The 13,656-nt window shown below is 44.8% G+C and carries 11 protein-coding genes; 4 read left to right on the plus strand and 7 right to left on the minus strand.

Translation table 11 applies throughout. The annotated features are described in order from the left end of the window. Positions 1-114: 114 nt before the first annotated feature. The 4 genes from recR to apt all read right to left on the minus strand — a co-directional run bounded on the left by recR (position 115) and on the right by apt (position 3,703). Entirely contained in the window at positions 115-714 is a 600-nt protein-coding gene (gene recR / locus LDO51_RS01310) for a recombination mediator RecR (protein ID WP_036952553.1), read from the minus strand. Further along, the gene (locus tag LDO51_RS01315) at positions 714-1,043 is read right to left on the minus strand and encodes a YbaB/EbfC family nucleoid-associated protein (protein WP_006659291.1); all 330 of its coding nucleotides are present in this window, start codon (positions 1,041-1,043) and stop codon (positions 714-716) included. The genes recR and LDO51_RS01315 overlap by 1 nt, the downstream gene beginning before the upstream one ends. Before the next feature lie 43 nt (positions 1,044-1,086). After that, positions 1,087-3,033, minus strand: a complete 1,947-nt coding sequence (dnaX, locus tag LDO51_RS01320) for a DNA polymerase III subunit gamma/tau (RefSeq protein WP_225576080.1) — start codon at positions 3,031-3,033, stop codon at positions 1,087-1,089. A 118-nt stretch (positions 3,034-3,151) separates the two neighbouring features. Continuing rightward, a complete protein-coding gene (gene apt, locus LDO51_RS01325) occupies positions 3,152-3,703 on the minus strand; it encodes an adenine phosphoribosyltransferase (protein ID WP_036952557.1) in 552 nt (183 codons plus the stop codon). A gap of 143 nt (positions 3,704-3,846) precedes the next feature. Here apt and priC point away from each other — a divergent pair, with 143 nt between their 5' ends. Together priC and LDO51_RS01335 are read left to right on the plus strand one after the other, a co-directional pair. Further along, on the plus strand, positions 3,847-4,395 hold the full coding sequence (priC, locus tag LDO51_RS01330) for a primosomal replication protein PriC (RefSeq protein WP_225576081.1): 549 nt from the start codon (positions 3,847-3,849) through the stop codon (positions 4,393-4,395). Positions 4,396-4,405: 10 nt separating this feature from the next. After that, the gene (locus LDO51_RS01335; RefSeq protein WP_225576082.1) at positions 4,406-4,576 is read left to right on the plus strand and encodes a DUF2496 domain-containing protein; all 171 of its coding nucleotides are present in this window, start codon (positions 4,406-4,408) and stop codon (positions 4,574-4,576) included. Between the two features lie 6 nt (positions 4,577-4,582). Here LDO51_RS01335 and mscK read toward each other — a convergent pair whose 3' ends face one another. The 3 genes from mscK to acrR all read right to left on the minus strand — a co-directional run bounded on the left by mscK (position 4,583) and on the right by acrR (position 9,148). After that, entirely contained in the window at positions 4,583-7,984 is a 3,402-nt protein-coding gene (gene mscK, locus LDO51_RS01340; RefSeq protein WP_225576083.1) for a mechanosensitive channel MscK, read from the minus strand. Positions 7,985-8,131: 147 nt separating this feature from the next. Next, complete coding sequence (locus LDO51_RS01345; RefSeq protein WP_154602429.1) at positions 8,132-8,485, minus strand: DsrE/DsrF/TusD sulfur relay family protein; 354 nt, start codon at positions 8,483-8,485, stop codon at positions 8,132-8,134. A gap of 12 nt (positions 8,486-8,497) precedes the next feature. After that, positions 8,498-9,148: a multidrug efflux transporter transcriptional repressor AcrR gene (gene acrR / locus LDO51_RS01350; RefSeq protein WP_225576084.1), complete on the minus strand. Its 651-nt coding sequence runs from the start codon at positions 9,146-9,148 to the stop codon at positions 8,498-8,500. 134 nt (positions 9,149-9,282) lie between these two features. Here acrR and LDO51_RS01355 point away from each other — a divergent pair, with 134 nt between their 5' ends. Continuing rightward, a complete protein-coding gene (locus tag LDO51_RS01355) occupies positions 9,283-10,473 on the plus strand; it encodes an efflux RND transporter periplasmic adaptor subunit (RefSeq protein WP_225576085.1) in 1,191 nt (396 codons plus the stop codon). A gap of 15 nt (positions 10,474-10,488) precedes the next feature. Continuing rightward, positions 10,489-13,647 carry an efflux RND transporter permease subunit gene (locus LDO51_RS01360; RefSeq protein ID WP_225576086.1) on the plus strand — a complete coding sequence of 1,053 codons (3,159 nt, stop codon included), beginning with the start codon at positions 10,489-10,491 and terminating at the stop codon, positions 13,645-13,647. Positions 13,648-13,656: the final 9 nt, after the last annotated feature.

The raw sequence follows: 13,656 nt of genomic DNA on the forward strand, positions 1-13,656 counted from the left end.
TTCAAAGTTGTAGGTAGGCGGCAAGCAAGCTTATCCCTAGGAGCATACTGAAGTATGTGACTAGGGTAAGGTTGTGCAGCCAACACCCCTACAATTTGAAATATGACGAGGATATTACAACTTCGAGCGGCCTGACAACGAATGAGAAAGCGTCGTACTATCAACCATCTCTAACTCCCCACCGACAGGCACCCCATGCGCAATCCGGCTCGCCGCCACCCCATACTGCGCACACATCTGGCCAATATAGTTCGCCGTCGCCTCCCCTTCTACTGTCGGGTTGGTCGCCAAAATCACTTCAGTGATATTTTCCGATGCCAGTCGCTCTTCGAGCCTATCCAGCCCGATATCCATCGGTCCGATACCGTCTAATGGCGACAAATGCCCCATGAGTACGAAATAGCGACCCGAGAATTGTCCGGTTTGCTCGATAGCGTAGATATCTGCGGGGCTTTCCACTACGCAAATCAGGCCATTTTGCTGACGGCGCGGGTTATCGCAGATATTGCAGGTGTCTTGCTCAGTAAATGTGCGGCAATCGCGGCAATGCCCGATTTCGGACATTGCACGAGTCAGCGACTGAGCCAAACGCATTCCGCCACTACGGTCACGTTGCAGAAGTTGGAAAGCCATTCGCTGCGCTGACTTGGGTCCCACTCCAGGGAGACAGCGCAGCGCTTCCATCAATGATTCAAGAAGCGGACTCGTTTGCATTAGAATGGCATCTTAAAGCCTGGTGGCAGTTGCATCCCGCTGGATACGCTAGCCATTTTTTCCTTTTGTGTTTCTTCGATACGACGCGCTGCATCGTTGAATGCCGCAGCAATCAAGTCTTCCAGCATATCTTTGTCATCTTCTAACAGGCTAGGATCGATTTCAACACGGCGGCAGTTATGTGAACCGTTGATGGTCACTTTGACTAAGCCAGCACCAGATTCGCCAGTAGCTTCGAGTTGAGCGATTTCTTCCTGAACTTTCTGCATTTTATCTTGCATTTGCTGGGCCTGTTTCATCAGGTTACCCAATCCACCTTTACCAAACATAGTTTTCTCTCACAACTGAGGCTACAGATTCGCAACTGTAGCGTTAAACGGGGCGAATACTCTCTTCATCCAACTGCGCATCAAACATGGCACGCAATTTTTGAATTGTTTTATCCGCAATAATAGACTGACGGGCTTGCGCCAGTTTCTCTTCATAAATCGCCTGACGCCATTCCAGCGGCGTTTTCACCGCCGTATTATCATCGTGAACGATTTTCAGTTCAACAGGGCGACCATAATGTTCACTCAACGCATCTTGCAACGCTTTTAGAGCGTTAGGTTTATCAAGATGGCGTTGAGCGGAGCGCAAGTGCAATACAATTTGCGACTCGTTCAATTCTTCTTTATATGAATTCAAAGCCAATTGTTCAACTAGCTTAGGAATATTTAATTGCGCAATTTCCCCCGACCAACTATCACGCTCGCGCCCTTCTTCGGTGATTTTTATTGCTAATTCAGGGGTTTTTTCATATTCCAACGCCTCTTTGATCTCAGTTGGCGTTGTCACAGTCTCTTTTGCGTCGAGAACTTCACCATTTTGAGGCTTCCACTGATAGGGCTTCGGCTTCGCAGGCTTTGTCTTCTGTGACGCTTTCTCCATCACATTTTGCTGATGTTTGCTGGTTACCGCGGCCAGCCGTTCAAGTGCTGAAACCGCCGGCTTAGCCCTTTCGGACGTCACCGGATGAGTCTTTTTTGGACTCGGATCCTCACTTTGTGGCGTTTGTAGTGCCTGTCTGGCTTTCAATAGCTGCAAGGTTGGGCTATTTTCCGGTAAGTTATCTGCACTCGCTGGTTGCGGAGCTGGACGCCTTACCGTTGATGGAGCAGGTTCCGGCTGAAAAGCAGGCGCTGGCGCACTTGAAACCAATTTCGGTGGCAATTCCACTTCTTCAATAATGCTCTTTGGGTGGAAGGCTAACGCTCTTAATAGCGCCATTTCCACGCCCATGCGTCTTTCTGGCGCGAATGTCAGTTCTTTGCGCCCCACCAGCAAGGTTTGGTAGAAAAGTTGAAGATCCGCTGGGGAAATTAATCGAGCCACTTGTCTTAGGCGCCCTTCCGTAGAGGAAGGATCCGTTTCTTGTTCCGCGGGCAGTAGCTGGATCATTGCAATGCGATGAAGCTGAGAGAGCATTTCAACCAGTAAATTTTCCCAGTCAGCACCACGGGCAGCGGCTTGCTCCACTTGCGCCATCACACCAAGACCATCTGCACGAACTAAGGCTTCAATAATGGCAAGCGGCTGTTCATCGTCAAGCGTGCCCAACATTTGGCTCACGATATCCGCGGTCACTTTACCTTGCCCCATGGCAATTGCTTGGTCAGTCAAGCTCAACGCATCACGCAAACTGCCGTCTGCGGCGCGGGCAATCAACTGACGAGCGCGAGTATCGTGTTCAATATTTTCCGCGTTCAGGATCAACTCAAGCTGTTCGCTGATTTGAGGGACATCCAACGCTTTCAGATGGAACTGTAAGCAGCGGGATAAAATTGTGACAGGCAGTTTTTGCGGATCCGTCGTGGCAAGTAAAAATTTGACGTGTTCCGGTGGCTCTTCGAGTGTTTTAAGCAGCGCATTAAAACTGTGGCGCGACAACATGTGAACTTCGTCAATGAGGTAAACTTTAAAGCGACCACGCGCTGGCGCGTACTGGACGTTATCCAGTAATTCTCGCGTATCTTCGACTTTCGTGCGTGATGCCGCATCAATCTCAATCAGGTCAACAAATCGCCCCTGTTCAATTTCCAAACAGTTGGCGCATTTCCCGCAAGGTGTTGCCGTGATCCCCGTTTCGCAGTTTAACCCTTTGGCAAACAAACGGGCGATCGTGGTTTTCCCGACACCGCGGGTACCCGAGAAAAGATAAGCGTGATGAAGCCGTTGGTGCTCAAGCCCATTAGCAAGTGCAGTCAACACATGCTGCTGACCAACAACGTCTGAAAATTTTTGGGGGCGCCACTTACGGGCAAGTACCTGATAGCTCATGGATTCCACTGTTATTCAACATGGGATATTGATAAATATAATAATAGTACCATGCTACCACAGCCTCAACCCATTGGGCGAGACCGCAGTAAAAATAGTAAGAAGAGTGTGGAGCAGATTAGTGGCCAGGGAACTCAACAAGACTATAGGAAGTAACGCCTTCTTTTGCTAAACGCTCAACACCGCCTAAATCTGGCAGTCCGATAACGAAAGCAGCATCCACGACTTTTGCGCCTAGCTGTTTGATCATTTTCACGGTCGCTTCGACAGTGCCGCCGGTTGCTAGCAGGTCATCCACTACTAGCACGTTGTCTTGTGCGGTAATGCTGTCTTTATGGATTTCTAGTGTGTCGGTGCCGTATTCCAGATCATACGTCATACTTAAAACTTCACGCGGTAATTTGCCTTTTTTACGCACAGGCACAAAACCCACGCCTAAGCGTAATGCAACAGGAGCGCCGAACAGGAAACCACGGGCTTCAGTACCAACAATTTTGGTCACACCTTTGTTTTGATAATGCTCAACCAGCATATCGATTGTCGCTTGATAAGCCGCCGGGTCATTTAACAGTGTGGTAATATCGCGAAACAGCACACCCTCTTTTGGATAGTTAGGGATAGTCGCGATACTTTCTTTAATCAATTGCAGTTGTTGCTCTTTAGCGGTCATAATAAAAACCAATATAGTAAATACGAAAGGGTAGAATCTATGCAAACTGCCATCAAAATGCAATAAGAAGCCGTCTATTTGCTGTAAGTTTTATTGTTGGATATCAATATTCCGCCACTTTTCACATTTATTGAGAATAAAAAATGAAAACACAGGCTCTGTTAGAGGCATTGAAAAAGCAGATTGATGAATTAGCGGCGCGCGTCGCTCCCATCAAAGACCATGAGTTTTCACACTCCCGATTTGATATGCAGCTATTTAGCCATAAATCCACCAAGCTGGGTGATTGCCAGAAAGAGCTCAATACCTTGTATCAGCAATTGTGTAATAGCGTTGCCCTGAACCATACCCAGCAAGTAAACTTTTTAACTGAAAAAATCGTGCATCAAATGCAAGCTATCTCTCGTGAACTGTCTACACAAGGACTACGAGAAAAAGAAGATTCTTTTCGGACGAAAAAGGAACAGGTTGATTTATATGAACGTTTATCACAACATCAAGATTATGAACGCCGTTTACAGGCGATGGTGAGCGAAAAAGAACTCTATTTAAGTGGCTTAACTGACGCATATTTACAGCACCAGTGCCAAAAAGAGCTCGCCGCGTTAGCCGGTCGTTTATACCGTTGTAGACAAGCATTAATGCGTATTGAAAAAGCCATTGAGCACCAAGAAAACCAATTTTTTGATTAAAGGGTCATGAATGGAAACACTGGACACTGCACCACTCGAAATCCAGCTCGCTGTGGATTTAATTTACTTGTTAGAATCAGCTGAAGTCGATACCAGTACCGTACTGAAAGCGTTAGAGATGGTTAAGCAGGATTACCTCAAGAAACAGGCCGCCGAAGCAGCCTGTCAGAATGGTAATTAACGCGGGTTATTTTTCATCGCCATTTTTATCATTATCTTTGTCTTTGATAATTTTCGTCACTTCCTGCACTTCATCACCCTGATTGTTATGTAAATGCACTTCCAATTGATTGAAGGCGATGTTGATATCGTTTTCACGGCATAACCGGTCAATTTCACGGTTCACTTCATCACTGGTGATGGTACGCTCACCAATTTGACGCACATAAAAACGTAATTCGTGATCTAATGTGCTGGCACCAAAACTTAAGAAGTATGCCGCAGGCGCAGGATCTGTCATCACTTTACTGTTAGAAGTTGCCGCTTGCAGTAATACCCGCTTCACTTTTTCCAGATCTGATCCATACGCGACACCTATAGAGACCGTAATTCGCGTGACCGTGTCTGACAGCGACCAGTTAATTAAGCGCTCAGTAACGAATGCTTTGTTCGGGATGATCACCTCTTTGCGATCGAAATCCACGATTGTGGTGGCACGAATACGGATCTTACTGATCGTGCCCGAATAAGTTCCGATGGTGACGGTATCCCCAATACGAATCGGTCTTTCGAACAGTAAAATAATCCCCGAAACGAAGTTCGCAAAAATTTCCTGTAAACCAAAACCAAGACCAACGGTTAAGGCAGCAGCTAACCATTGCAACTGATTCCACGTGACCCCAATCATCCCGAGGGATGCGATCGCCCCGATGCTAACAATCACATAGGTCAACATGGTGGTGATAGCATAAGTGGAACCTTGACGCAGTTTGAGCCGCGATAGCACCAACACTTCCAGTAACCCCGGTAAGTTGCGCGTCATGATCCACGCCACCACCACGATGACTACGGCTAAAATCAGGTTAGCTAAGGTCACATGCTGCATGATAGTTGCCCCTTCCGCAGATGTGGCGGTATAGCCCCATAATTGGATACTATCGAGGAAGGAGAAAATCGTAATAAAATCAGACCAAATGGCGTAAAACGCAAACGCAAAGATAATAAACAACACCATGGTCGTTAAGCGCAATGACTGCTGACTAATTAACTCAATGGTCATTGGCGGTTCTTTGATAGGCTCGTTTTCCGTCTCTTCTTGCTGTTTTGACTGCGCTCGACGCTCAAGCGCACGTTTATACGCCAGTTTTCTTGCGCCTAAACTGAGTCCGCGTAAACAGACATTATACGTGATGTACCAAAGCACCAGCAGGTACAAGCTATCTAACCAACGGTTGGCTAAACGGAGTGTGGTGTAATAGTAACCCGCAATCATCAAGCCGATTAAAATCAGTGGGGAGAATGTCAGTAACGTGATCAAAATCGAGCGCGTTAAGTGGCTACCCGTTTCCTTCCAAACCTGTTTACAGAACGGAATAGTAAAAATACACAATAATAATAAACAAATAGAAACCACGAGCTGCCCAATCACATCCTCAGACACCTTCAGAGGGTTAATCATTCCATAGGTGGAAAAGAAGATAAGCGGGATCAGCGGTACCGATAAACGCACCATTCGACGGCGCATACGCTGGGCATTTTCATGCTCAATATTAAAGTGTTTCTCTGCGATACCTTGAGGTTTTAACACCCTGAACGTCAATTCAAATAGCGCCCAGAAAATAGCGAGTTGCAAGAAATAAGACCAAATAAACTCCCCTTGCAGGTTACCGGTTTTTAAGAACCAGTAACCAATGGCGATAACCACCAATGAAATTGGAATGGTTTGCAGCAACGTGAGTAACAGAGCCAGCGGCGTATTCAATACGCTGTCGTTACGCAAGCTGGATAAACGCTGATCAATATCATGCAGGCGCTGGGTGATTTTTCGATTCAACCAGACAAAAATCAGTGCCGCCAATAACAAAGGGATCGTCACCCAAAGTGAATTCATCAGGCCTTTTTTCAGGCTAGAGAATGAAAAATCAAAATCAAGGTGAGTTAATTGATTTGTGGCCGCTTCTGGGAACGCTTTTAACCACTCAATATCCATCGGTTTATTACTGTTTACCCAGAAAATCTGCTGAGCCAATGTATGTTCAAGCGAGCTGACCACACTCAATAATTGGTTTTGATCCAATTGCAAATTAATGGCTTGGGAGATTTGCCCGCCTAGCTGTAAATTCAATTCATCCAATAATTCACGGCGAACATCCAGAATTTTTACCAGTGCCGCTTTATCTTCCGGGGTAAACAAACGGGTATTTTCTTGCTCTCCGACCTTAACCGCTTGCTCATGCTCCAAATTATTAATGTAATCCGTAGGTTGGTATAACGCATCACGCTGCTGGTTTATATCAAACTGCTCCAAACGTAGGTCAGCGATGGTAACAGGCAAATTTTTGGTTAGGATATCAGCGGGTAAATCAACTTGTTGCTGAAAGAGGATTCGCGATAACAGCAAACTGCCGCGTAATACGTTGATTTGCTCTTTTAAGTTTCGCTCTGACTGCGTGGCGCGTTCTAGCCAAGTTTTCACTCGGATGCCATTTTGAACCATTTTGTTGCCATCTTGGGTTACTTCAATCAAGCGGTTGCTCAGCTTGTTATTGATCTCCACCTCTTTTTGGATAATAGGATTTTGCTGTACCGAATCATCGGTAGAGGTATTTTGAGCTTCACGTACCGTTGATTGAGAGTCATTGAGGCGCTCTTTACTGATCGATTCTTGAATGACTTGGATACGACCATCGAGCTGTTCAATATACGCTGCCGTGTAATCACGTTGTTTTTGAAGAACATCTTGGAGTTGCGTATTGGCTTGAAGAACGTGCTTTTGAAATTCATTTTGCTGCTGTAGAAGGTATTGCTCAAGTTGCAGCATATTCACTTGTGTGGTGCGCAGCTTGCTGGAGTCAGTCAATGTGCTGTTAAGCTCGTTGCGGATCTCTTGCAGTCTTCTGGCATTGTCCAACATGATAGCCTGAGCGCGCTCAGGTTGAGTTTGCAAGCCGATCAATTGGCTGTTGTAAGTGGCGAGATCATTTTGCTCCGCTTGTAGGGAATCCAAATGGGTTGCCAACATGGACTCTAATTGTTGCAGACTGCTATTTTCAATTTGGTGCTGAAAGTTAATATCAGGATTTTCATTCTGATTTTTTATTTGTAATAAACCTTGAACCGCTTTTTTTGATTCCTCACCGGAGTGGCTTAATTTTTTTTGCAGTTCGTCTGAACGCTGATCGAGTTTTTCCAGTTCATCATAATAATTTAATGACTTTTCCAAATCAGCGATAGCGAGTTTATCTTCTTGCCCTGCATTATTTTTTTTATTTAGCGAATTGAGCTCTGTTTTTATCTCATTTTTGCTGGGAAGGTTATTAATTGTTGCTGCGGAGATTTGAAAAGAAAAGAAGGTGATGGCAAATACCAAAAATATTCTGATTGAATATAACCACACTTTTCTATATTGCAATTGCATCAGTGAGCCCATGATATCTCGTTGTGATCCTACTATTATCTAGCGCTTAATTAAATTGTTTAGCTCTAATATTAATTAGTTCTAACTTGCTATTTGAGCTGCAATTTTGACAAACCGCAGCCCAATCTTAAAAAGCTTTTTTAATCAATGGCTATAAAATTAAAAAGTGAGAACTTTTTCAGCGTCTAATGTCCATGCAGCCAAATCAACCAATGTGCCGATTTCGACGCCATCAATTAATGGTAGCTCACTGATACCGCGAGCATCAGTACAAGTTTTACATAATTTCACAGGGACATTCTGCGCGGTTAAAATCTCTAGCATTTGCTGAAGGTTATATCCTTCTTTCGGTTTTTGCGCTGTGATCCCGGCAGTAACTGCGTCAGACATTAAAAAGATTTTCAGGTCTGTTTGTGGGTGTTGCTCTTTTAGTGTGATGGCTAAGCGCAGAGAATTAAATAACATTTCACTTCCGTATGGCGCGCCATTTGCAATGATCAAAATGGATGACATGGTTTTCTCCGATTATTCGTTTGGCGTCAATTTGACTCGCAGCGAAACGCTATTTTTGAGCGTTTCTAATAGAGTATCGACTAACGTCGTCGTATGTGCGTCTATCATAAAACTCTCTGGCTGTAATAACCAGTTTTCGAGTAAGCCTGACATCAGTGCACGGATCATAACTGCACTACACGCTAAATCTAAATCGGCAGGAAGTTGTCCCGCATCCACACAATCACGTAAATTTTTAATAATCCGCTGCTCGATTGCCAGATAGTTTTCACGTTTAAAATCAACGACAGCAGCCATTTCTCCGACTAACTCACATTTTAAGAAAAAGATTTCCATTAATGCGCGGTTTTTAGGAGTACTAATAAAATCAGTAAGAATATATATTAGCAATTCTCTTAGGATTAAAAGTGGATCATTCGTATATTTCGAACGATAATAATCCTCAGCTTGAGTAATTTGATTATCGCTAAATTCGCAGGCTTGATGGAACAGGTCCACCTTATTCTTAAAATGCCAATATATAGCTCCTCGGGTAACACCCGCAGCTTTAGCTATATCGGCTAATGATGTGGCTGTCACTCCTCGTTCAGAAAATGTTTTGATGGCTGCATCTAATATTTCCTGACGGGTTTCTTCAGCCTGTTGTTTAGTTTTTCGTGCCATTGACGCCCGTTTTTATCGAAAGCTGATTTACATACATTAGTGTATGTTTGTACTATAGCATAGTGATAAATCATATAATTTGCTTTTTTTCTTAATTTTGTTTTGAACTCATATCGATTAATTGAGGTTAACTTATGCGAAAAAACAGAGGGGTGTTACCTCTGGCTCTGTTGGTCCTTTCAGGCGGCTTAGCGTTATCTGGTTGTAACGAAGAACAGAAAGGTGGCGGTGAACGCCCGGCGCCTGATGTAGGAATTGTTACGCTGAAAGCTGAACCTCTGACCATTAAGACCGAACTTCCAGGCCGTACATCTGCATTTCGTATTGCAGAGGTTCGCCCACAAGTAAGTGGCATCATCCTAAAACGTAACTACAAAGAAGGTAGCGATGTTGAGGCTGGCGTATCGTTGTATCAAATCGATCCGGCACCTTTCCAAGCGACCTACAATAGTGCTAAAGCAGAATTAGCTAAAGCGCAAGCAAATGCAAATCTTGCCGCATTAACAGTTAAACGTTATAAGCCACTTCTTGGTACGAATTACATTAGCCAACAAGAGTACGATCAAGCTAGCTCAACGTATGCACAATCATTAGCAGCGGTAAAAGCCGCTGAAGCGGCAGTTGAAACAGCACGTATTAACTTGGATTATACCAAAGTCACTTCCCCTATCAGTGGACGTACGAGTAAATCTAACGTGACTGAAGGTGCTTTAGTTTCTGCTGGTCAAGCAACTGAACTGATGCGCGTTCAACAGTTAGATCCAATCTATGTGGATGTCACTCAATCGAGTGAAGATTTCCTACGTTTAAAAGCTGAAATCGAAAATGGTGCTCTGCAAAAAGAGCCTGGCAAAGCGCCTGTTAGCTTAGTCATTAGTGGTGGACAAGAATACGCGCAGAAAGGACAGTTAGAGTTTTCTGACGTGACTGTTGATGAAACCACAGGTTCCATCACAATGCGTGCCGTATTCCCTAACCCGAACAAAGAGCTGATGCCAGGTATGTTTGTTCGCGCTATTTTAGAAGATGGTGTGAAAGAAAGCGCGATTTTAGTCCCACAACAAGGTGTTGCACGTACTCCGCAAGGTGATGCGCAAGTGATGGTTGTTGGCGCTGAAAACAAAGTTGAAGTACGCAAAGTACAAATCGCACAAGCAATTGGTAACAACTGGTTAGTCACTGATGGTGTTAATAGTGGTGATAAAGTCATTGTAATTGGCTTACAAAAAGTCAAGAAAGGTGACGTGGTTGTTCCAAAGCAAGCAAACTTAGAAACTCAATCCATTGTAGACACTCAGGCCAAACCTGAAACCGCGTCTAAATAAGGGAGCTATTGATTAATGCCTAAGTTTTTTATAGATAGACCAATTTTTGCATGGGTAATTGCGATTATCACCATGCTTGCGGGTCTGCTGGCAATTATCAAGTTACCTGTCGCTCAGTACCCGACGATTGCACCGCCGGCTGTTTCCATTTCAGCTAACTACCCAGGGGCGGATGCGTCAACGGTACAAAATACGGTGACCCAAGTTATCGAACAGAATATGAACGGTATCGATAACTTGGTGTACATGTCATCAACCAGTGATTCATCAGGTTCAGCAAGTATTACGCTGACTTTTGAAGCGGGTACTGATGGCGATATTGCCCAAGTACAGGTACAGAATAAGCTCCAGTTGGCGATGCCACTATTACCTCAAGAAGTACAGCAACAAGGTATTAGTGTGGATAAGTCAACCAGCTCATTCTTAATGGTTGCAGGCTTTATTTCTAAAGACGGTTCAATGGGTCAATACGACATTGCCGACTACGTAGGGTCAAATATTAAAGACCCACTTAGCCGTGTAAATGGTGTTGGTGAAACCCAGCTATTTGGTACCCAATATGCAATGCGTATTTGGTTAAAACCAGAGCAACTTGTTAAGTACAATATGACAACTTCGGATGTCATTAACGCGATTCGTGTACAAAACAACCAAGTTGCAGCCGGTCAGTTAGGGGGAACTCCTCCTGTTGGCGGTCAGCGTTTGAACGTCTCAATTATTGCTCAAACCCGTTTAAGTAACGTTGAAGAGTTCTCTAACATCTTACTGCGTGTGAACCAAGATGGTTCTCAAGTCCGTTTAAAAGATTTAGCCACTGTTCAACTGGGTGCGGAGAACTACAGTACCGTTGCTCGCTTTAACGGTATGCCAGCAGCAGGTATTGGTATTAAATTAGCAACGGGTGCTAACGCACTGGATACCGCTAATAACGTACGTGCAGCTTTAGCTGAGATGGAACCGTTCTTCCCGGAAGGGTTAGAAGTTGTTTACCCATACGATACAACGCCATTCGTTAAGATTTCGATTAACGAGGTAGTTAAAACGCTAGTTGAAGCGATCATGCTGGTTGTTGTGGTTATGTATCTGTTCTTACAGAACATCCGTGCAACATTGATCCCAACTATCGCCGTACCGGTGGTTCTGTTAGGTACCTTTGCTATCTTGTCTGCTTTTGGCTACTCGATAAACACCTTAACCATGTTTGCGATGGTACTTGCCATCGGTCTTCTCGTGGATGACGCCATCGTTGTTGTTGAAAACGTTGAGCGTGTTATGCAAGAAGAAGGTCTGCCACCAAAAGAGGCGACCAAAAAATCCATGGGGCAAATTCAAGGTGCTCTGGTCGGTATTGCAATGGTGCTGTCTGCGGTATTTATCCCAATGGCCTTCTTCGGTGGGTCTACAGGGGCAATTTACCGTCAGTTCTCTATCACTATCGTTTCATCGATGCTGCTATCGGTATTAGTTGCGATGATCCTGACCCCTGCACTGTGTGCAACTATGTTGAAGCCAATTGAAAAAGGCAGCCATGGTTCCACAAAAGGGTTCTTTGGATGGTTTAACCGCGTATTTGAAAAGCAAGCTCACCATTACACAGACAGCGTCAGCCGTATGTTGAATGGTACAGGTCGTTACCTTGTGATCTACGTATTACTGGTCGTAGGTATGGCATTTATGTTCGTTCGTCTGCCATCATCCTTCTTACCAGCAGAAGACCAAGGCGTGTTCTTATCCATGGTGCAGTTACCACCGGGGTCAACTCAAGAGCAAACCGAAGTCATCTTGGATGAAGTGAGTAATTACTTCAGAGTAGATGAAGGTAAAAACGTTGAGTCTGTATTTACTGTTGGTGGCTTTAGCTTTGCAGGTGCAGGGCAAAACATGGGTCTGGCGTTCGTCGTTCTGAAAAACTGGGATGAGCGTAAAGGCAAAGAAAACCATGTTGATGCGATTGTTGCGCGTGCAAACGCTGCGCTATCTAAAAAACAAGGTGCGATGATTTATGCCTTTAACTTACCTGCCATCGTCGAATTAGGAACATCAAATGGTTTCGACTTCGAACTGGTTGATAAGGGTGGCTTAGGTCATGAAAAACTGATGGAAGCTCGTAATCAGTTACTTGGACTGGCAGCTCAGCACCCTGAAATTCTGCAAGGTGTTCGTCCAAACGGTCAGAATGATACATCGCAATACCGTATTTATATCGACCAACAAAAAGCTCAGGCGCAAGGCGTTGCTATCAGCGATATCAACGCAACTCTCAGCTCCGTGTTTGGTGGTACTTACGTCAACGACTTTATCGACCGCGGTCGTGTGAAGAAAGTTTACGTACAAGGTGACGCGGAAAGCCGTATGCTGCCGTCAGATATCAGCAACCTGTATGTTCGTAATAACCAAGGAAAAATGGTGCCATTCTCGGCATTCTTAGACACATCTCAAGATCCTTGGAAATATGGTTCACCACGTTTAGAACGTTATAACGGTGTTCCAGCAATGAACATTCAAGGTCAAGCAACAGAAGGTCAAAGTACCGGTGCTGCAATGCTGATGATGGAAAAACTGACCACAGAAAACCTACCTGCGGGTATCGGTTATGAGTGGACAGGTATGTCGTACCAAGAGCGTTTGTCTGGTAACCAGGCACCTGCCCTGTATGCGATTTCCCTGATTGTTGTATTCCTGTGTCTGGCTGCACTGTATGAAAGCTGGTCTGTACCGTTCTCAGTTATGTTAGTGGTTCCACTTGGGGTTATCGGTGCGTTACTCTTCACCTCAGTACGAGGCTTAGATAACGACGTTTACTTTAAAGTAGGACTGTTAACCACCATTGGGTTATCGGCGAAGAACGCAATCTTGATTGTTGAATTCGCCAAAGACTTGATGGAGAAAGAAGGTAAAGGATTGATTGAAGCAACATTAGATGCGGTTAAAATGCGTCTAAGACCAATCCTGATGACATCACTGGCATTTATGCTGGGCGTTATCCCTCTGGTATTCAGTAATGGTGCAGGTTCTGCGGCGCAGAACTCGGTCGGTACAGGTGTACTGGGTGGTATGTTCGCAGCAACATCATTGGCTATCTTCTTCGTTCCGGTATTCTTTGTGGTGATCCGTCGCCGTTTTGCAAAGACACCAGAGCACGTTGATAACCATCAGCCGCCAGCAGCTCATTAATCACTAATG

The organism is Providencia alcalifaciens (assembly GCF_020271745.1).
GTDB classification, from domain to species: domain Bacteria; phylum Pseudomonadota; class Gammaproteobacteria; order Enterobacterales; family Enterobacteriaceae; genus Providencia; species Providencia alcalifaciens_B.

Bases quoted from the DNA above. Each gene is read 5' to 3' on its own strand.
- recR (WP_036952553.1), bottom strand. From the start codon at position 714: ATGCAAACGAGTCCGCTTCTTGAATCATTGATGGAAGCGCTGCGCTGT.
- LDO51_RS01315 (WP_006659291.1), bottom strand. From the start codon at position 1,043: ATGTTTGGTAAAGGTGGATTGGGTAACCTGATGAAACAGGCCCAGCAA.
- dnaX (WP_225576080.1), bottom strand. From the start codon at position 3,033: ATGAGCTATCAGGTACTTGCCCGTAAGTGGCGCCCCCAAAAATTTTCA.
- apt (WP_036952557.1), bottom strand. From the start codon at position 3,703: ATGACCGCTAAAGAGCAACAACTGCAATTGATTAAAGAAAGTATCGCG.
- priC (WP_225576081.1), top strand. From the start codon at position 3,847: ATGAAAACACAGGCTCTGTTAGAGGCATTGAAAAAGCAGATTGATGAA.
- LDO51_RS01335 (WP_225576082.1), top strand. From the start codon at position 4,406: ATGGAAACACTGGACACTGCACCACTCGAAATCCAGCTCGCTGTGGAT.
- mscK (WP_225576083.1), bottom strand. From the start codon at position 7,984: ATGGGCTCACTGATGCAATTGCAATATAGAAAAGTGTGGTTATATTCA.
- LDO51_RS01345 (WP_154602429.1), bottom strand. From the start codon at position 8,485: ATGTCATCCATTTTGATCATTGCAAATGGCGCGCCATACGGAAGTGAA.
- acrR (WP_225576084.1), bottom strand. From the start codon at position 9,148: ATGGCACGAAAAACTAAACAACAGGCTGAAGAAACCCGTCAGGAAATA.
- LDO51_RS01355 (WP_225576085.1), top strand. From the start codon at position 9,283: ATGCGAAAAAACAGAGGGGTGTTACCTCTGGCTCTGTTGGTCCTTTCA.
- LDO51_RS01360 (WP_225576086.1), top strand. From the start codon at position 10,489: ATGCCTAAGTTTTTTATAGATAGACCAATTTTTGCATGGGTAATTGCG.